This is a genomic window from Acinetobacter sp. AS167, from assembly GCF_037152175.1.
Lineage (GTDB): Bacteria > Pseudomonadota > Gammaproteobacteria > Pseudomonadales > Moraxellaceae > Acinetobacter.
In genome coordinates this window covers 20,136-39,463 of record NZ_JBBCMP010000020.1, presented here as the reverse complement: position 1 = coordinate 39,463, position 19,328 = coordinate 20,136, and the positions used below count along the sequence as shown (strand labels likewise).

The 19,328-nt window shown below is 37.0% G+C and carries 17 protein-coding genes; 10 read left to right on the top strand and 7 right to left on the bottom strand.

Going from position 1 to position 19,328, the window contains the following annotated elements; genetic code table 11:
* Positions 1-537: 537 nt before the first annotated feature.
* Together purN and purM are read right to left on the bottom strand one after the other, a co-directional pair.
* Positions 538-1,170, bottom strand: coding sequence for a phosphoribosylglycinamide formyltransferase (purN, locus tag WFN33_RS19625; RefSeq protein WP_336954724.1), 633 nt, complete (start codon positions 1,168-1,170; stop codon positions 538-540).
* 9 nt (positions 1,171-1,179) lie between these two features.
* A complete protein-coding gene (gene purM, locus WFN33_RS19620; RefSeq protein WP_336954723.1) occupies positions 1,180-2,250 on the bottom strand; it encodes a phosphoribosylformylglycinamidine cyclo-ligase in 1,071 nt (356 codons plus the stop codon).
* 135 nt (positions 2,251-2,385) lie between these two features.
* Here purM and cxpE point away from each other — a divergent pair, with 135 nt between their 5' ends.
* The 7 genes from cxpE (at position 2,386) to WFN33_RS19585 (ending at position 11,835) form a co-directional block, all read left to right on the top strand.
* Entirely contained in the window at positions 2,386-3,588 is a 1,203-nt protein-coding gene (cxpE, locus tag WFN33_RS19615) for a chloramphenicol efflux transporter CxpE (protein ID WP_336954722.1), read from the top strand.
* 15 nt (positions 3,589-3,603) lie between these two features.
* Complete coding sequence (hda, locus tag WFN33_RS19610) at positions 3,604-4,311, top strand: DnaA regulatory inactivator Hda (RefSeq protein WP_336954720.1); 708 nt, start codon at positions 3,604-3,606, stop codon at positions 4,309-4,311.
* Between the two features lie 171 nt (positions 4,312-4,482).
* On the top strand, positions 4,483-6,294 hold the full coding sequence (gene rbtA / locus WFN33_RS19605; RefSeq protein WP_336954719.1) for a rhombotarget A: 1,812 nt from the start codon (positions 4,483-4,485) through the stop codon (positions 6,292-6,294).
* Between the two features lie 10 nt (positions 6,295-6,304).
* Positions 6,305-8,746 (top strand): CSLREA domain-containing protein, encoded by a 2,442-nt coding sequence (locus WFN33_RS19600; RefSeq protein ID WP_336954718.1) that lies wholly within the window; start codon positions 6,305-6,307, stop codon positions 8,744-8,746.
* Positions 8,747-8,955: 209 nt separating this feature from the next.
* A complete protein-coding gene (locus tag WFN33_RS19595; RefSeq protein ID WP_336954717.1) occupies positions 8,956-9,738 on the top strand; it encodes a tellurium resistance protein in 783 nt (260 codons plus the stop codon).
* Positions 9,739-9,747: 9 nt separating this feature from the next.
* Positions 9,748-10,872: a toxic anion resistance protein gene (locus tag WFN33_RS19590; RefSeq protein ID WP_336954716.1), complete on the top strand. Its 1,125-nt coding sequence runs from the start codon at positions 9,748-9,750 to the stop codon at positions 10,870-10,872.
* 45 nt (positions 10,873-10,917) lie between these two features.
* The gene (locus WFN33_RS19585) at positions 10,918-11,835 is read left to right on the top strand and encodes a hypothetical protein (protein WP_336954715.1); all 918 of its coding nucleotides are present in this window, start codon (positions 10,918-10,920) and stop codon (positions 11,833-11,835) included.
* 100 nt (positions 11,836-11,935) lie between these two features.
* Here WFN33_RS19585 and WFN33_RS19580 read toward each other — a convergent pair whose 3' ends face one another.
* The gene (locus tag WFN33_RS19580) at positions 11,936-12,556 is read right to left on the bottom strand and encodes a DsbA family oxidoreductase (protein ID WP_336954714.1); all 621 of its coding nucleotides are present in this window, start codon (positions 12,554-12,556) and stop codon (positions 11,936-11,938) included.
* Positions 12,557-12,962: 406 nt separating this feature from the next.
* Here WFN33_RS19580 and ahpF point away from each other — a divergent pair, with 406 nt between their 5' ends.
* The gene (gene ahpF, locus WFN33_RS19575) at positions 12,963-14,528 is read left to right on the top strand and encodes an alkyl hydroperoxide reductase subunit F (protein WP_336954712.1); all 1,566 of its coding nucleotides are present in this window, start codon (positions 12,963-12,965) and stop codon (positions 14,526-14,528) included.
* A gap of 177 nt (positions 14,529-14,705) precedes the next feature.
* On the opposite strand, the gene WFN33_RS19570 is transcribed toward ahpF, so the two are convergent.
* Positions 14,706-15,362, bottom strand: a complete 657-nt coding sequence (locus WFN33_RS19570) for an FMN-dependent NADH-azoreductase (protein WP_336954710.1) — start codon at positions 15,360-15,362, stop codon at positions 14,706-14,708.
* A 153-nt stretch (positions 15,363-15,515) separates the two neighbouring features.
* Between WFN33_RS19570 and WFN33_RS19565 the strand changes: the two genes are divergently transcribed.
* On the top strand, positions 15,516-16,373 hold the full coding sequence (locus WFN33_RS19565) for a LysR substrate-binding domain-containing protein (protein ID WP_336954709.1): 858 nt from the start codon (positions 15,516-15,518) through the stop codon (positions 16,371-16,373).
* A 272-nt stretch (positions 16,374-16,645) separates the two neighbouring features.
* Here the strand turns inward: WFN33_RS19565 and WFN33_RS19560 are convergent, their stop codons facing one another.
* The 3 genes from WFN33_RS19560 to arsC all read right to left on the bottom strand — a co-directional run bounded on the left by WFN33_RS19560 (position 16,646) and on the right by arsC (position 18,901).
* Positions 16,646-16,897 carry a YfhL family 4Fe-4S dicluster ferredoxin gene (locus WFN33_RS19560; RefSeq protein WP_004721738.1) on the bottom strand — a complete coding sequence of 84 codons (252 nt, stop codon included), beginning with the start codon at positions 16,895-16,897 and terminating at the stop codon, positions 16,646-16,648.
* 9 nt (positions 16,898-16,906) lie between these two features.
* A complete protein-coding gene (trhP, locus tag WFN33_RS19555) occupies positions 16,907-18,307 on the bottom strand; it encodes a prephenate-dependent tRNA uridine(34) hydroxylase TrhP (protein ID WP_336954707.1) in 1,401 nt (466 codons plus the stop codon).
* Between the two features lie 165 nt (positions 18,308-18,472).
* On the bottom strand, positions 18,473-18,901 hold the full coding sequence (gene arsC, locus WFN33_RS19550) for an arsenate reductase (glutaredoxin) (RefSeq protein WP_336954706.1): 429 nt from the start codon (positions 18,899-18,901) through the stop codon (positions 18,473-18,475).
* A gap of 98 nt (positions 18,902-18,999) precedes the next feature.
* Between arsC and WFN33_RS19545 the strand changes: the two genes are divergently transcribed.
* Positions 19,000-19,323, top strand: coding sequence for an ArsR/SmtB family transcription factor (locus WFN33_RS19545; protein WP_336954704.1), 324 nt, complete (start codon positions 19,000-19,002; stop codon positions 19,321-19,323).
* The last annotated feature ends 5 nt before the right edge of the window (positions 19,324-19,328 follow it).

The following is a 19,328-nucleotide window of genomic DNA, read 5'->3' as shown; positions in this document are numbered from 1 at the left end:
TTTAATCTTTTCAGGAAACTCGAAGTTTTGATGACAAACCAAACTCTACAATTTACGTGTAGTGATAGCTAATCACTACAAAGAACAAGATACAAGATGACAAAAATCTTCAGTTGGACGAGGGGTATGTCCTGTACCCCACATTCCTACATACATTGGGCGACATCCCTGTCTTCCTGCGATAGGACAACCATCTAGGATTGAAAAGTACAAAAAATGGTTTGATAACCAATAGTTTCTATAAGTTCAAACAAAAATATAGGCTACATTTATGATCAATAAATTGATGGAAATCACTTGTATGAATAATTAGGGGATTTGATTATAAGTAAAGGTTTTTGTTACGGCCTATCGTTAAAAAGTCCGCTGTTTTTCCCATAAATTGATTTCAATCTTTTTATGTCAAATGTAGCAGTTCAAGCGACTTTGCTATAAACCTATTGTTATCTAAGGTCACTAAATGGGCGAATTTTATATTAGATATAAAAAATGCATCCTGAGATGCATTTTTTGACAGTATTTTAAATCAAGCAAATCTTAAAGTTGGCAAAATTGAATTGGCTGTTTAAGTGCTTGTCCCTTATATAAAACCTGACCATTTTCCAAGTGTTGAATGGTGCCATTACAGATCCATTCAACCGCTTGAGGATAAATTAAATGCTCAAGTACATGGACTCGTGCTGCAAGCGATTGCACAGTATCATGCAAAGTAACTTTTAAAATACCCTGAGTCAAAGCTTGACCAGCGTCTAATTCAGCAGTAACAAAATGCACAGTACAGCCATGCAAAACATCACCTGTATTTAAAACACGTTGATGAGTATGCATGCCTTTGTAATTTGGCAATAGAGAAGGGTGGATATTCACCATTTTTCCTTCCCATGCTTGCACAAACTTTGCACTGAGAATTCGCATAAAACCAGCAAGAATGACTAAGTCAACATTCCAATCCTGTAATTGTTGATGCATAACATCATCAAAAGCTTCACGATTAGGGTAGTGTTTATGCTCAATCACAGTCGTTGCAATGCCTGCTTTTGTAGCACGCTCTATGGCAAATGCTTCAGGTTTGTTGGAAATAACCCCCACGATTTGCCCTGAAAGATTGGCATCAATCAAGGCTTGAAGGTTGCTTCCATTGCCTGAAACGAGTACAGCAATTTTAATCATGTGGGGAGCTTATGCAAAAATCACACGAATTTTTTCGTCTGCGCCTTCAATTGAAGCAGCATTTTCTTGGATATGACCAATGGTCCATGCTTTTTCGCCTTGAGCAGTTAAAACTTCAATGGTTTTGTCAGCATCAGCAACGTCAACTGCAATGACCATACCCACACCACAGTTAAATGTACGGTACATTTCAAATTGTTCTACAGCACCTTCACGTTGTAAAAGTTTGAACAATTCAGGCCATTCCCACGATGATTCATTAATCACAGCTTGAGCACCATTTGGAAGTACGCGAGGTAGATTGCCTGGTAAACCACCACCTGTGATATGTGCCATTGCATGAACATCAACTTGTTTGCATAGCTCAAGTACTGGTTTTACATAAATACGTGTTGGTTCCATTGCAACATCTGCAAGCGGACGACCATCTACAATCTGAGTTAAATCAACGTTTTTCACGTCTAAGATTTTACGAAGTAAAGAGTAACCGTTTGAGTGTGCACCAGAAGATGCTAAACCGATGAGAACATCACCTGCTTTTACTTTAGAACCATCAATGATTTTACTTGCTTCAACCACACCCACAGAAAAACCTGCTAAGTCATAGTCTTCACCTTCATACATCCCTGGCATTTCAGCAGTTTCACCACCGACCAATGCGCAGCCTGCAAGTTCACAACCTTTACCTATCCCAGTCACAACATTTGCAGCAACATCAACATTTAAATGTCCAGTTGCATAATAATCGAGGAAGAATAGAGGTTCAGCACCACATACAAGAAGATCGTTTACACACATTGCAACCAAATCTTGACCAATTGTGTCATGACGGTTTAAGTTCAATGCTAAACGTAATTTTGTACCGACACCATCTGTACCAGATACAAGAACAGGTTCTTCATAACCTTTAGGGATTCTGCAAAGTGCACCGAAGCCGCCTAAACCACCCATCACTTCAGGGCGTGTGGTACGTTTAGCGACAGATTTGATTCGATCGACAAGTGCGTCGCCCGCTTCAATATCGACACCAGCGTCTTTATAGCTTAAACCAGTGTTTGGGGTAGAAGTTGAGTTGCTCATAATTGAAGTCTCCGCATTCGCGCGGGGATTATACCCGAATATACGAAACTCTTATGTTATTTCTGCACTAAAATGCTATCTTTATTAAAATATTTTCCCCTCTATAACGAATAAATTTGAAATAGGCGTGATTCAATGCACGATCGGACTTTAAAACGAATTTTTATCCTTGCTGGAATTGCTTTAGTTTTATGGATTTTATATTTATTAAAACCCGTAGTGATTCCTTTTGTCGCAGCTTTTCTCGTTGCCTATTTATTTAGTCCAGTGGTAGATAAGCTGTCTAAATTTTTGCCAAGGTGGTTATCTATTTCAGTGGTATTTATTGGAATAGGTGTATTACTGACTTGGGCGACTTGGTTTGTTGTACCCTTGGTTTGGAAACAATTAATCTATGCGCGTGACAGTATTCCCGCGGGAATCCATTGGGTGAATTCTACTTTTTTACCGTGGTTATCCAACAATTTCAATGTTGAACATATGGAGTTGGATACAGATCAAATATCTAAAGTAGTGATGGAGTATGTTCAGACCAACTATAGTGCGGATAGTATCCAATCGATGGCATTAAAAATTGCCCAATCTGGACTGAGTTTTATTTCGATCGGTGGAACAATTGTTTTAATTCCAATTATTGCATTCTATTTCTTACTTGATTGGAATCGGATGTTGGAGCATTTAAAAAGTTTTATCCCACGCCAATATGAAAGTAATGTGCTTAAAATTGTTGGTGAATGCCATAGTGTTTTAGGTGCTTTTGTCAAAGGGCAATTCCTTGTGATGATTTTATTGGGAATTGTCTATGCTGTGGGCTTGCAATTGGTTGGTCTAGAAGTTGGATTAATTATTGGTATGATCGCAGGATTGTGCAGTATTATTCCTTATCTTGGCTTTGGTGTTGGTATTATAGCTGCTGTCATTGCCTGTTTTTTCCAGTTTGGTCTAGATCCAAAGCATTTATTGATGGTTTTAGCTGTATTTGGTGTAGGGCAACTCATAGAGGGATATATCCTTCAACCTTTCTTATTGGGTGATAAAATTGGTTTATCTCCTGTAGCCGTAGTATTCGCAGTACTTGCAGGTGCGCAGTTGGGGGGATTTGTTGGAATGTTGATTGCACTTCCAGTTGCAGCTGTTATCGTGGTTTTACTCAAGCATCTCAAAGAGTTATATCAAGAAAGTCAGTTTTTTAAGGCCAATGATACTTTGGTGACTGTACAAAATCATGGTACCACTGAAACAATTTCAGTCGAAAGCGACCAAGTTGATCTTGATATTGAAGTTAAAAACACGCAAGATACTGATCAATCGATTAAAAATGATCAAAATCCACTTTAGGAATGATTTGAATATATGCGTCAATTGCAGTTGGATATAGAACCACAACTGGATGCCAGAATTAGTGATTTTTCTGGACCAGGTTGGGGACCTGTAATTGATGCTGTGCGTCAGCTTCATGCAGGCCTGATGAATCGTTTCTATATCTATGGTAGCGCTGGAACTGGTAAAAGCCATTTACTCACTGCGATTTGTGATTCTTATTTAGAAATTGGTAAATCTGCGATAAAAGTATCTTTATTGGAATTGTTAGATGCGCCTATAGAAGCGATCACATCCTTAGAAAGCTATGACTTAGTTGCCTTAGATGATATTGAAGCAATTAGTGGCGTACCGCATTGGCAAAAAGCGGTATTCCATCTTATTAATAATAATAATGAAGATGGCGGGCAGTTGGTATTTTCATCACGATTTGCGCCTATTGAATTAAAATTAGAACTCCCTGACCTACAATCTCGACTTACACAGGCTGTCAGTGTAAAAGTACCCAGTGGGCACTCCTATGCTGATCGGCATGCTTTATTGCATTCAGTCTTAGAACGTCGGGGTGTACATTTTGACCCACAAATAACGGAATATTTGCTATTACATGGCCCACATCAAACGAGTACACTACTTCAATCTGTTGAACAGCTAGAAAAGTTATTGAAGGGTGAGAAAACTAAATTATCTCACGCAACTTTAAGACAGATCTATGCATTGATTGATGAATATAGACAATAGTTTTTTTTACTGTTGTTGAGTGCGCGTAACACAAATAGATGAAGTTAATCGATTCATCGATAAAAATTCTTGAGAATTTTTATCGCGTGTGACAAAGTACGCAAAAAGGACTGATAGCAAAGCGTAATGCTGGCTAATAAGAAATAATTAAAAGAAATCAAGGAGACTATAATGCTCAAACGGGGCATAGGCTTAGGATTATTATGTATTACCGGTCAAGCATTTAGTGCAAATATTACTGTGACAACGACAGATGATATTTTAAAAGCTGATGATCAGTGTTCATTAAGAGAAGCAGTCGAATATGTCAATCAGGGAATGCCTGAGGCTGGCTATAATGGTTGTGGTGGTGGTAAAGAGGTTACTGCAAATATCATATTACAAGGGAATAAAGAGTATTCACTGAATAGCCAAATCAGGATACTCAAAGATGTGACGTTTGGTTCGACTTATGAAAGCAACGTAAATAATACACAAACGCTTATAGGTAAAAACAATGCCATTATTAAAATGGTTGGAAAAGAACGTTTATTTCAGATTGAAAAAATCATAGATTCGGCAGTAGAGACACCACCTGCAATGCTCAAAGTTTCATTTAATGAAATTACCTTAAAAGGGTGTAATGAAGCGGTATGTGCTGATCAAGGTGGTTTAATCTATAACAAAGAGTCTTTAGGTATAAGTAATAGCCAGCTTTTAAATGGTCATGCAAGACAAGGTGGCGCAATTTACAATGCGGGTGTGTATGTTGCGAATACTTCATTAAGTTCTGTTTCTATAAACAAGACCTTAATGAAAGGTAATACAGCAGTAGAAGGAGGTGTTGTTTATACCGAACTACCAACATTTGTTATTACACAGTCATTAATTCGAGATAATGAAGTTACAAATTCAGCAAGTTCAAATTTTGAAACAAAAAATCAATTTTCAGAAGAGGCTTTAAAAACAATTGGCTCCTCAATTCCTTTTGGAATTATGAATAGTACGATCTTTAGCAATAAAGGCTATGTAGTCAAGATTTACGATGCCATGCAAATCAACAATGTCACCATGATTCTCAATACTATGGGACTTATTGTAAACGCGCCCCAAAAGAAAGGTTATGTTGCAAATAGTATTATTGCTAAAAATGGTACACAAGATTGTACGATTGTGGCTGGCGGAGAAGCGGAACAGATCAGTAATAACCTCTATTCATCGGGCTGTAGTGGTTTTAAATCTACAGCATTAGGCAATGTACAACTAATTGCTGGGAATACCACGGAAGGCAAGTGTGACTATAGTACCGATGGAATTTTATGTCCATTTACAGAGGCACCTACTGTAGCTTTAGGTTATTTTTTACCAAGAATTTTAGCAAGTTATAATTCAGCTGAAGATTCACTGATTATTAACCATGGTCCAGAAGTACAAGATAAAATATTGGCATGTTCATCAGTTGATCAGCGTGGTAAAAATCGAGATGTTAATTCACAATTATGTGATCGTGGTGCGATTGAATTGGTGATTAACACCACAGATGTTACAACTGTGGGGCAAGATATTTTATATGGTGAAACAGCTAAGTTTTCAATCGCAGATCAATTACAAGATGGTGAGTTGGTTAGTGTTGAAAAGTGTAAGCAGATTTTTAATCGAGAGTTGGATGACAATGGTAAGCCTTGGCAAATTGGCTGTTTAAAAGTCATCCAAACAAATACCCCATCTAAAGGAACAATGTCGATAAACCAGGCTGGTGATATTGTGTATACCCCAAATAGTCGTTGGCAAGGTTCAGATGAATTTAAAATCAATGTGGTGACCTCAACCACAAGTTTTAATAAATCAGATAATCCTTATATTACGATCCCCGCACGAATTGTACAAAGAAAGCCAGATGATTTTAAGAACTCTAAAGTAAAGACTTCAGGTGGAAGTTTAGGGTTTCTTTCAATCATTGGACTGATCGGTTTAGCAGGCTATCGACGGATAAAATATAAGTAAAGGATCGGATATGAAAAATTATAAAAAGGGATTTCTAACACTTGTTATTTTGTCGACCATGTCTCTGATGGCGGCAGAAGATAAAACAATTTATGTGACTACCTTTGAAGATGAGGATGGAACAAATCCTGACAAGTGTTCAATCAGAGAAGCCTTACGAGCTGCTGCTACACATAAAGCTTATGGTGGTTGCAGTGCAGGACAAGTTTATTCGACAGTGCCCAATGTAATTCAATTAGAAGCGGGTGAATATAAGCTGACGAAAGAGTTAAGACCTAATTCAGATATTTCCATTGTTGGTAAAGAACCTGGTGATTATAGTCGGCCAGATGTATTAACTAATAATTTCCCTGCTTCAACGCCATTAAAAACTACAATTTCAGGCCAAGGGACCTCGCGTATTTTCAATACCATTTATGAAAATAAGCCAAGTTTAACGCTGAAAGATGTGATTTTAAAAGATGGCTCTAGCTTGAATGACACCAATAGCAGCGTGGGCGGAGCGATTTATGCAGGCGGTGCAACAACCTTAACCAATGTAACAATTATCAATTCAAATGCGAAAACTGGTGGTGCAATTTATCTAAATGATGCTTCAAGTTCACTTACAGTCAACTATGGCGTGTTTGACGCAAATAAAGCTGATCAAGGTAGTGTACTTGGAATGACATGCTCTGATAATTTGGTTTTTACAACACGAAGTATCGCAGTGAATGGCACAACTTTCATTAATAATGGATCTGCAAATAGCTTAAGTATGTTTAGTTTTTGTGGACAGCCTTCTGTGACATTTACTGCAAATACATTGACAAAGAATACTGCAAGTATGAGTCAAGGGAGCATCATTCAATTTAGCCAATTAACACCACAAGGAAAGGTTAATTTTAGTGATAGTTCTTCTTTATCACTGCTCAGCAATACTATTGTAAAGAATGATGCTTGGGCAACACTATTATATGGATACAATGGTTTAAAAACTTTAAGCAATAATATACTGGCTTATAATAATGGGAAATCTTGTCGTTATGCAGATGGTGATGTCAGTAAAGTTGAAGGCTCAGGTGTAGTGCTGGGCTATAATGCTTTAAAGCTTACTGCTGGTAATGATCAGTGTGAAGTTGCAGAGGCAGTGACTAAAGAGGGTAAAGACCATTCATTTGATGTGAGTAATATTGAGTTCTCATCTATTTTAAATGACTTAGAGCAACCGAGTGAATCCACTGGTTTTATGCCGATGTATTTCCCTAAAAACTTAGGCACAGATAAAGATTTAGTTGATATTGGTTATACTGGGTGTAGTGGATCTGATCAGCGAGGTGTCACCCGAGTGGTTGCGGAAAACTCGAATGGTCAAAATGATGTAGCGAACTCATGTGATATCGGTTCTACAGAGGTTTTACGTCTTACAGCAAATAACTTAAGCTCGACCAATGCATCAGTGGTTGCTGCACTTAGCAATTATCAGAACATATTGGATAATTATAATAAGTTGATTGCTGACCCAGCAACCAACCAAGACTTTATTCCTTTTTATAAATTTCAATCAGAGTTATATAGTAATCTAATAAAATACACCAAATCAGATCAGAAATATCGCACCATCTTTGTTGACCCTTTTGCTGCCAATCTGCCAGCAGAAATCATTACTAAAGGGCAGGATGGTAAAGATATTAGGGTTGTAAAACATCTAAGCGTTGACAATTATGATGTGATTGTTAAGCCACTTGGTGTGGGTTTATTGAATAGCGATAAGGTCTTTGCGGGTAAGGAAGATCCAAACTTTAAGTGTGAATGGAATGCCAACTTAAAAAGAATTATGTTATGGCGTATAGACGACAGCATAACCCCATCAGGTGATAATGAATTCTGTAGTTATCAACTACAGTTAAAATCTGAACCAAATATTACATCTTCAGCTTATGTGATTGGAACCTTTGCTAACATTGCACCCATCGTAGAGGATAGTAGTTTTAAAGTTGAATATGGTTCAACTAAAGCAATTGATGTAGATTTACTCCAATATGCCAATGATGATGGTGATGGTAATGCAGCAGCTTTAACTGCAAAACCCAATAAACCAAAATTTTATATCAATGCAGATGGTGTTGAATTACCTATCCGAATAGGTACAAATATTGACCCAATAGTTATTACTGCAGATCGTAGTGGTCCTTGCCCAGGTGTTGATAGTAAATATACCTGCTATGGTGGCAAAGTTCATATCCAACTCAGAAACACACTGGACCCATTTAGCTACAAATTTACCTACTATGTGTATGATGCAGATGGTGTAATTTCCAATACTGCGACGGTAAAATTAGAAAACTCAGGTACAGCGCCCGGAAGTACGCGTACAAGTGGTGGTGGTGCATTGGGTTGGCTCAGTCTTCTTGGACTGTTAGGGTTGACAGGATATCGCCGCTATCAAACAAATAGACAACCAAAGCAATAATAGGCAAATAAATAAACTGGCAAATTAATGAATTTTACAACTTAGTGTGTACAAAAAAACCAGTTTTTAGAAACTGGTTTTTTTGTATCTGTATGTTTTTTGCTATTTATATAGGCTTTCTTCATAATTTGTATTATAAGTTTTAAATAGGAAGGGTTTGTTAATTGATTTCCCTTAAATCATTGAAAAGTTATTCATTTTGAACTGATATGAAACAATTTACTGTACTTACACCCCTTGAAAAGATCCCATGTAGTTCTGATGAATTACTTTCGATTAAAAGAAATGATTTGGTTCCATTACTCGACAATCAAACACGACTGAATTTATATGCTGATCAGTTAATTCAAGCACAATCGGTTCTGTTAAAAGCTATTGATCCAAGTTTAACGCAAAAACTGAGTCAAATTATTGCACAAATCATTCATCAATTATCTACATCCAAAAAAAAACTCAATCAACGTAAATTTAATGCTATACAAAAATGGTTAGGTTTAGATTTAGAGTTTAGCGTTGGACAAGTCAAATATTTACATGAATTAGAAAGTTTAATTGATGAAGCAAAGCATTTGAGTCAAAGATTACAAGTGGAAATTCAAAAGTCGGAAGCAAGATTTCAACAAGCCAATGGCTTAAGAGAGCAAATGGCGAAATATATTCGCGCCGCTCAGGAATTTTTACATGAATATCCTGATTTTATACACCATCGCCATCCTTTAGATAATTTTTCTGATCGGCTGTCTAAAAAAGTCAACACGTTACAAACGCTACAATCCAGTAATGATATTGCGTTAGCACAAATGCAGTTAACACAACAGCTTTCCTTGAGCTTACTTGATCGATTTAATGAAGCCCAAAATGTTCTGATTCCTGCATGGCAGTATCATGTAAAACAGAGCAGTACCCAGAATTCTTTTACAATGACGGAAGAACTTGATAAAAGTCGTGATAAATTAATTCAATCATTAAAGAAATCATTAGAAAATAAATAGGATACATGTATGAGCGATTCGAATTATCAAGCATTAAGCGCACAATCCAATACGCCATTGGAATTACAAAAGTTTGAACAATTGAATTTGAAAGAAATAGGTTTAAATACTGAAGATTTTAATGAGGTTGTAAATGCGCATAAAGACTTGGCCAATATTAATCATGCTTCCGTTGCTGAATACGGTAAAAATATTGCGACCAAAACATCTTCATATACTGATGAATTACTCAACTTAGTCAAAAATAAAGACTTAGATGTCACTGGGCAAAAATTAAATGAAGTCGTTCAAGTTGCTCAGCAATTAAATACATCGAGTATTTTAAATCAATCAAAAAATTCAGGATTTATTGGAAGCATACTCAGTAAGTTTAAAGGTGCTAAACAAAGTTTCGATCAACATTTTAATACCACCAAAGAGCAAATAGATTCATTGGTCAAAGAAATTGAAACATCACAAACAGGTTTAAAAGCACGGGTAGAAACATTAGATCGTATGTTTAATGGTGTTCAAGAGGAATATCGACAGCTGGGTGTTTATATTGCCGCAGGTCGAATTAAGCAAGTAGAAGTGCAGCAAGAAATTGCGACTTTATCTCAGCAAGAGCAAGATCCTAAAATCAATCAGCATGTTTATGACCTTAACCATTTAGCCAACAATCTAGAAAAGCGGGTGAGTGATTTACAAGTCTTGCAACAATCTGCAATGCAAACCTTACCGATGATTCGTATTATTCAATCCAATAATATGATGTTGGTCGATAAATTTTATGCCATAAAAAATATTACTTTACCTGCATGGAAAAACCAGATCAGCTTAGCGATTTCTTTAAATGAACAACGAAATAGTGTGCAGCTTGCCAACACGATTGATGATGCAACCAATGAGCTATTAAAACGCAATGCAGATTTACTTCATCAAAATTCTGTGGATACTGCCAAAGCCAATCAACGTTCAGTGATTGATATTGAAACGCTTGAACATGTTCAAAATACCCTGATTAAAACTGTAAATGATGTTATTCAAATTCAGAAAGAGGGTATGCAAAAACGTGAAGAGGCTTCGACTCGGATTAAAGCGCTTCAATCGAATTTGCAACAGTTGGTATTAGATACCAGTACGCATCAATCCTAAGCCAAATTTTAAATCTTGGCACAATCTCATCTAAAGGTGTAAAGGTTGACTGAAAAAACGCAATATCCTGTAGATATTCAACAGATCGAACACGGACTAAAAATACTTCAGCATCGAAAACGGAATTTGATGGTTTCTGCTGTGGTTTTATCCTCTGTCGGTATCGCAAGTTTTGTTTCTGTTTTTTTTCAACAGGAATTGGTTTTTAACTTGTTCGGTGTGGCACAACAGGTTCATCAGTTACATTTGCCATATATTCTAGATCAGCAATTAAGAGAATATATCCATCAACCAGACTATCTTATGAATGCATTGTCATGGTTTGGTTGGCTGATCTTAAAATTAATTGTATCTTTTATTGGTGCATTTATTATTGTTGGTATATTAAGAAAAATTCGCTTTTTTAAGGTGCGCTTGCAATCTTTTATCCTTAAATTTGTTGCATGGCTTTTATCCTTGATTGTGCTATGGTCTGGTTTGACTTATGTGCAATATGATCTAAAAGATGATGAAGATAAAGAGTTAAAATCATTTATAAAGTATGATCAAAACATTCAGCAAAGCGACATTTATCAATATCTGCAAAGATCGGATGCGCCTGATACAGTACAAAGCTATTTATTGGCACAAACCGCCTTGATGCATAAACCTATTGATAAGGTTGTGGCTACGGTTTACGCAGAAAAATTAATTAAAGCTGAGCAATTTGATTCCCGCTTTTTAGAATACGGCTTTAAACCGGAGCAATTATGGACAATTCAATATCAGGTATTTAATCGAGCGCTTTCCCCGATTGCGCAAGGTGTTGAAGCGCAAGTGAATCGTGCAAGCTTCTGGTCGAACATTGTTGAAAAGGTTTTATGGGGAATTTCAGCACTCAGTTTATTTTTTAGCTTGATGATTTATTGGGTGGCAAGTCGAATTGCGAAACGTTTACATCGAATTGGCCATCGCATCGGTTAATGTAAGCCACAAAGCTTATGCTTTGTAAAAATCTTGATAAAAAGCACTTTTGCTGATCACAAAAGTGCTTTTTATTGTTCGAAAATTAAATCTCGTTGTACTAAGCGACATCTTTCGCTCTGTTGGTAATCAGGTCTTTCAGTTCTAAGGTGTCAAAGGTTTTATCCCAGATTTCACCATCTACAATATAGTAGGGAGTAGGATGTTTACCGAAACCTTGTACATACTGGGTGATCTCAGTTTGTTTGTCTGCGATTTCCTTATGTTGAATAGAACGTAGAACTTTCGTGCCATCCAAGCCCATACCTTCAATGATTTGTTTCAGAACTTCAGGGTTGGCAATGTCTTTACCATGGGCGAATATGGCGTGGAATAAAGCCTGCGTTAATGCGAATTGGTCAAAGATATTGTCTAAAGCCAATATCGCCTGATGGGCTAAACGGCTATTGGGCATACGCTTCATATGCTCAATATCCACGGTTAAATCTTGACTATAAGCAGCAAATTTTGCCATATCAAGTTTACGATTGGCTTCTTTGGTTCCATATCTTTCAGTCAGGTATTGATAAACATCTAAGCCTTGTTCTGGAATTTCGGGTAAAACTTGCACAGGTAATAATTCGATTTTTTTCGCCATCGGTTGATTCCAATGTTGTTTGAGTTTTTCAAACGCCACATAACTCATTGGATAGACGATATCGAATACGAACTCTATTTTCATTGTTTTACCTCTTCACTTATTTATACAGGAATTGTGAATAAGTACACCTTGTTGTACTTAATTGGAGAAACCACAACATAAATTTAGCTTAAAACTTTGTGGCTTAGCTGCGCATGATTTTTTGTAGAGAGATGGTCGAAGAAAATATTATTTTTGTTGAAAATTAATCTAATTTTAAGTTTCGAGGAAGTCGGTGATGTCTATTGATTTTCTTGCCAATGCCCATATATACCAGCATTAGAGAATTTAAATTTGAAAATAGGGGGATATGCTGATGAGAAGGTGGCTGATTTTTGTTAAACTAAAAAACCGATTGATTTAATAAAAACAAACTGTTTTATCTATTTTTTAAATAGACGTAATATACATTCAACGAAAGAAATTTACTCCCTTGGAGATTGTTAGCATGTTAGATACAAATACTTCTGCTCAATTAAAAACCTTGTTAGAGCGCCTTGAAAGCCCAATTGAAATTGTTGCTTCTTTAAATGGTTCTGATAAGTCAGACAAAATTAAAGAATTGGTGACCGAAATTGCTGCACTGTCAGATCAAGTGACTGCCCGTTACGATGGTCAGAATGATCGTAAACCGAGCTTTGGTATTGCAAAAGTAGGTGAACAACCTCGTGTATTCTTTGCTGGTTTACCGATGGGGCATGAGTTTACCTCATTAATTTTAGCTTTATTACAAGTATCAGGTTATGCGCCAAAAGTTTCTGATGAAATCTTGTCTCAAGTCAAAGGTTTAAATTTGACTGCGAATTTTGATGTATTCGTTTCTTTAAGTTGCCATAACTGTCCAGATGTTGTTCAAGCACTTAACTTGATTGCAATTAATAATCCTGGTACTACGGCAACCATGATTGATGGTGCATTCTTCCAAGATGAAGTTGAAGAGCGCAAAATCTTGGCTGTACCTATGGTTTTCCAAAATGGTGAACATATTGGTCAAGGTCGTATGACTTTGGAAGAAATCGTTGCGAAATTGGACAGTGGTGCTGCGGCTAAAGATGCTGAAAAGCTGAATGCTAAAGAAGCGTTTGATGTATTGGTGATTGGTGGTGGACCTGCTGGTGCAACATCTGCGGTATATGCTGCACGTAAAGGGATTCGGACAGGTATTGTTTCTGAGCGTTTCGGTGGTCAGGTCATGGACACCATGGATATTGAAAACTTTATCTCAGTACAAAAAACACAAGGCCCTAAGTTTGGTTCAGATATGGAAGCACATGTTCGGGAGTACGGTGTGGACATTATGAATTTACAAAAAGTGAAAAACATTGTTGGTGCTGATCAAACAACTAATGGTTTAGTTGAAGTTGAATTGGAAAATGGTGCAAAACTTGAATCAAAAACGGTCATCTTATCTACAGGTGCACGTTGGAGAGAGATGAATGTACCTGGTGAGAAAGAGTACAAAACACGTGGTGTTGCGTATTGCCCACACTGTGATGGTCCATTATTTAAAGGCAAGAAGGTTGCCGTGATTGGTGGGGGTAACTCAGGTGTAGAGGCCGCAATTGATCTTGCTGGTATTGTTGAACATGTCACATTGATCGAGTTTGATACTCAACTTCGGGCTGACCAAGTGCTTCAAGATAAATTGAATAGTTTGCCAAATACCACTGTGATTTTGAATGCACTATCTACAGAAGTGATTGGTGATGGTTCGATTGTGACAGGGTTGAAGTATAAAGACCGTGCAACAGATGAATTACATACCATTGAACTTGCGGGAATCTTTGTACAAATTGGTTTATTGCCAAACACAGATTTCTTAAAAGCAACTGCTGTAGAGCTTTCAAACCGGAATGAAATTGTGGTAAATGATCGTAATGAAACCAATGTAAAAGGCGTATTTGCTGCGGGTGACTGTACAACAGTACCTTATAAACAAATCATAATTGCAGCTGGTGAGGGTGCAAAAGCGTCTTTATCTGCATTCGATTACATCATTCGTTCAGGTCAATAATCTTTCAATGATTACACGTTGAAAAGCAAGCCAAAGTGCCGTAATGACAACTTTGGCTTGCCTTAACATTTATCCCATATTTTACCCTTAATAGGAATTGAGTTGCTAACAGCTCAATTCCTTTTTTTGTGTTGAAGGTTGAATACTATTGAATAGAGCTTGCAAAAATAAGCTTTGTTAATGTTGTAAATCTTGAACAAGCGCAATGGTTTTTCGTTCTGCGGCTTGGATCGATTGCGCTAACAACTCGCCACCAAATTCCTGATACTCAATTGCGATTTCATGAAATTTTTCGATACCTATAAAATTGAATGCTGTTTTTATTGCAGGTTCAGCATGATTGGGAAATGGCGCATCAGCTGAATCAAAGTCATGCCCACCACGGGCAGAAAGGATAATCATAGTTTTTTGATGATCCAAAAGCCCTGAGTACGGTTGCTCTTTGCTAAGATCAAATGAGTAGGTTTTATTCATTCTCACGATGTGATCAATATAGGCTTTTAGATGAGCAGGTGTCCCAAAGTTATACATCGGTACGCCAAGCACAATAATATCTGCCCAATATAATTCTTCGATAAACTCATTACTCAGTTGTAGGCGTTGTTGTGCCTTTTCTTCAGATTCTGCATAGCCAAATTCAGAAATGATCCACTCTTCATCAATATAAGGGGGTGGATTTCGACCTAAATCACGATGTTTAACTTGTACAGATGAATCAATTTCATTCCATTGATCAATAAATAATTCGGTTAAGCGTCGGCTTAAAGAACCATGTGGGTGCGTACCTGAGATACCTGTTCTTAAACTAGTATCTATTTTTAGTATATTTGCCATGATTGTTACTCAATTTGTTGTTTGTTCAAATTGATTTTTATCGAATATGAAAAAAACAACAAACGATAAAAATACATGTTATAACTGAATCCAATTCATTTATATTTTGCGCGGTGATCTTCTGTGATTTTGCATAATTCCTTGGAGCAATTGTTGGCTTTTCAGCATGTCGCTGAACAACTCAGCTTTAAAAAAGCAGCAGACCAATTGTTTTTAACACCTACCGCCTTAAGTCATCGTATTAAGAAGCTGGAACAGCAATTGAATATTCAATTATTCGAACGACGTACACGCTCGATCAGCCTAACGCCAGAAGGAGAGTATTTACTTAAGCATGTGCAATCAGGTTTTGTGCAGATTCAAACGGCTTTGTTTCAACTTGAGCAAAATAAACAAAGATTATTGACCATTACCACAACACCATCCTTTGCAAGTGAGTGGATTATTCCTTATTTGCCAGAGTTACAAAGTCGCTTTCCCAATATTATGTTTCGGGTACATGCAAGTTATGACCTCGTTAATATGACTTCAGGTCTCTATGATTTGGCGATTCGGTATGGTTCAGGGGGCTATCAAGATGTTGATGCGGAATTATTAGCAGTTGATGAATATGTTGCAGTCGGGCATCCTTCTTTGGATATTGCAACTATGAACTGGACGACTGTGCCATTGATTCACTTTACCTGGGGAGACGAATACTGTCCAAATCGAGTCAATTGGCAGAAATGGTTTGAAAAACAAGGCTTACATATTCAAGCAGGGCAAGCGCAGGTATTTTATACACAAGAAAGTCATGCAATTCAGGCTGTATTGTCTGGACAGGGTATTGCATTATTAAGCCGCATTTCAATTGCCAATGATTTACAACAAGGGCGGCTGAAAATTGTATCTCCATGTGTTGAAACTGCATGGAATTACTATTTTTTAACTTTGCCAGATGCTGATTTTATTGTAAATGAAGTCAAACAGTGGTGTAAGGAGAAGTTTTCGCAAAATTTTGCCCATGAATGAAGATCTATGAGTTTTTTCGTCGCTTAGCTTTTTGCTTATATTACCTATCTTGAAATTAAAATTTAAATCAAACATGATTTTTTCAATAAGAAAAAAGCCAAAGTGTTCCCCAAATACACCTTGGCTTTTCCCTAATATTGTTGTTTTCCCCTTTTTATGAGCTGTGTTGCCATACAGCTCAGCTCCATTTTCTTTATTGTTATTGTTATTTGGACCAATGCGTTAACTAAGCAAAATACGTTCCAAGATTAGAATTGGTGTCGGATTTTGTCTTAGCCAAACAAACTTAGATAATGAAAGCGATTTAATAATTGCGCTTTGCTTTCTATATGTTGTGGATTTTGAACAATACATTCAATCGGACAGACATCCACACAGGTTTGATGTTCATAAAACCCGACACATTCAGTACAACGCTGTGTATCAATTTCATAGAACTTTTCTCCCTCAAAAATTGCCTGATTGGGGCATTCTGGTACACACATATCACAATTGATGCACTGGTCTGTAATCATTAAAGCCATTTCGATATCCTAAACTGCTTGGTAAGCCAATGATGATGCTGAAATATCAGTAGTCGAATTTGGTAAGTTTCTAATTAATAAGGAATATTTCATATCAATATCAGCCGGAATTGGAATTTCTACAATATATCCTGAGCCTTTTGCCTCTATGATCGGTTGTCTGTTTTTATCTAAAATTTCATAAAGAATAAATGTGATGTTGCCAGATGTGGTCATGAGTTCCATAGAGTCACCCACAACAAAACGATTCTTTACCTCAATTTTGATGTAATCATCATTGCGTTCAAGTACTTCACCAACAAATTGTTGATGGTCAAACTGAGAAGAGCCAGTTGCATAGTTTTGATATTCGGTATGGACATGGCGACGTAAGAAACCTTCGGTATAACCTCGATTGGCTAAACCTTCGAGTTGTGACATTAACGCCCGATCAAAAGGTTTTCCCTGTAGAGCATCATCAATCGCTTTGCGATAAATTTGTGCTGTTCTAGCGCAATAAAAGTAAGATTTGGTGCGTCCTTCGATTTTTAAGGAATTAATGCCCATCTTGGTTAAACGATCTACGTGCTGAACTGCACGTAAGTCTTTAGAGTTCATAAAGTAAGTGCCATGTTGGTCTTCTTCAGCAGCAAACATGTCTTCTTTATGACGTTGTAATAAAACCGGTTCGCCAAATTGATGTTGTTGTATGGCGTGTTGCTCGTCGGCATCTTTATTGTTGCAACAGTCTGATGCTGTCTCCAGTTGTTGGACTGGAATGACATCCCCAAATGCATCTTCTGTTGCTTCGTGAATATTGTATTCCCAGCGACATGCATTGGTGCAAGCGCCTTGATTTGCATCACGTTTATTCATATAGCCTGAAAGTAAGCAACGACCGGAATAAGCCATACAGAGTGCACCGTGTACGAAAACTTCGATTTCCATATCGGGTACATTCTGTTTAATTTCTTCAATTTCCTCGATAGATAACTCACGTGACAAAATGACACGAGTGAGTCCCATATTTTTCCAAAATTTTACGGTTGCCCAATTGACCGCATTTGCCTGTACAGAGAGATGGATGGATATTTGTGGGAAGTTTTCTCGAACCAGCATGATCAAGCCAGGATCTGACATGATCAGTGCATCAGGTTGCATGGCGACCACAGGTTCAAGATCGCGAATAAAATTTTTTAATTTAGCATTATGCGGTTGAATATTCACCACTACATAAAATTTTTTGCCTAAGGCATGCGCTTCAGCAATACCCACTTTTAAATGATCATGATCAAACTCATTATTACGAACTCGTAAGCTATAGCGAGGTTGACCTGCATACACCGCATCGGCACCGTAAGCAAATGCATAACGCATATTCTTCAATGATCCTGCTGGTGATAAGAGTTCAGTAATATGTGAGATGCTCATATAAATTTAAAAGGCATACTAAAAATATGGTTTTATTGTAAGGGTTTAAAAATAAGATTCAACCTAGTAAAACACTCAGGATTAATCGGGTTAATTTGTATTAAAATATATATTATTCAATATCTTATGTTTAATTAATTGGGTTTTTTGAAAAACCCTAAAAAATTATTTAAGCCTTTTTAATTGCTGATCGATAATAATTTCGCCATCTTCTTTACTAAAAGAAGTACGCTGTGGTGTAGATAAGAGATCTAAAACCAATTCAGAGGGTCGACATAAACGAACACCCAATTCAGTCACCACAAAAGGGCGGTTGATTAAAATCGGGTATTGCAACATAAAATTAATCAGTTGATCGTCAGTCCACTCTGCTTGATCTAGTTTTAAAGTTTTATAAACATCAACATTTTTACGCAGTGCATCTCGTACCGACAAAGCAGATTGCTGAATTAAATCGATGAGCTGAGTTTTGTTAGGTGGATACTGTAAATATTCGATCACTTCAGGTTCGATACCTGCATTTCGAATGAGTGCAAGGGTATTGCGTGAAGTCCCACAGGCAGGATTATGATAAATCTTAATTTGAGATGACATCGATCGACTCTCTGTTAAAAAGCAATATTGCATTTATATATGGATATGCGTATATTCGCAATAGTGAATATACTAAACCATAAAATTGAGTAATTGTGATGGATCAACCCGATTTCTTTAAGTGTTTATCAGATCCAACTCGTTTGGATATTTTAAAAATTGTCTTGGCACAGGGGAATGTTTGTGTTTGTGAAATCACCGAAGCCTTAAATTTAAGCCAGCCAAAAATTTCTAGACACTTGGCCTTGTTGAGGAATTTGTCCATTTTACTTGATCAACGTAAAGGCCAATGGGTGTATTACCGTTTAAATCCTGAATTACCAGAATGGGCCAATGCTGTATTAAACATAATTGCAGCGCAAACTGCGAATTCAGTTATGGGGCATTCAGACTCGATCCAAATCAACAGCTGTTGTGAGTAAGCTGT

Excerpts from the sequence above, each read along its gene's own strand:
- purN (WP_336954724.1), bottom strand. The coding sequence starts at position 1,170 with ATGATTAAAATTGCTGTACTCGTTTCAGGCAATGGAAGCAACCTTCAA.
- WFN33_RS19545 (WP_336954704.1), top strand. The coding sequence starts at position 19,000 with ATGGATCAACCCGATTTCTTTAAGTGTTTATCAGATCCAACTCGTTTG.
- hda (WP_336954720.1), top strand. The coding sequence starts at position 3,604 with ATGCGTCAATTGCAGTTGGATATAGAACCACAACTGGATGCCAGAATT.
- arsC (WP_336954706.1), bottom strand. The coding sequence starts at position 18,901 with ATGTCATCTCAAATTAAGATTTATCATAATCCTGCCTGTGGGACTTCA.
- cxpE (WP_336954722.1), top strand. The coding sequence starts at position 2,386 with ATGCACGATCGGACTTTAAAACGAATTTTTATCCTTGCTGGAATTGCT.
- WFN33_RS19595 (WP_336954717.1), top strand. The coding sequence starts at position 8,956 with ATGAAACAATTTACTGTACTTACACCCCTTGAAAAGATCCCATGTAGT.
- ahpF (WP_336954712.1), top strand. The coding sequence starts at position 12,963 with ATGTTAGATACAAATACTTCTGCTCAATTAAAAACCTTGTTAGAGCGC.
- WFN33_RS19590 (WP_336954716.1), top strand. The coding sequence starts at position 9,748 with ATGAGCGATTCGAATTATCAAGCATTAAGCGCACAATCCAATACGCCA.
- WFN33_RS19570 (WP_336954710.1), bottom strand. The coding sequence starts at position 15,362 with ATGGCAAATATACTAAAAATAGATACTAGTTTAAGAACAGGTATCTCA.
- WFN33_RS19560 (WP_004721738.1), bottom strand. The coding sequence starts at position 16,897 with ATGGCTTTAATGATTACAGACCAGTGCATCAATTGTGATATGTGTGTA.
- rbtA (WP_336954719.1), top strand. The coding sequence starts at position 4,483 with ATGCTCAAACGGGGCATAGGCTTAGGATTATTATGTATTACCGGTCAA.
- trhP (WP_336954707.1), bottom strand. The coding sequence starts at position 18,307 with ATGAGCATCTCACATATTACTGAACTCTTATCACCAGCAGGATCATTG.
- purM (WP_336954723.1), bottom strand. The coding sequence starts at position 2,250 with ATGAGCAACTCAACTTCTACCCCAAACACTGGTTTAAGCTATAAAGAC.
- WFN33_RS19580 (WP_336954714.1), bottom strand. The coding sequence starts at position 12,556 with ATGAAAATAGAGTTCGTATTCGATATCGTCTATCCAATGAGTTATGTG.
- WFN33_RS19600 (WP_336954718.1), top strand. The coding sequence starts at position 6,305 with ATGAAAAATTATAAAAAGGGATTTCTAACACTTGTTATTTTGTCGACC.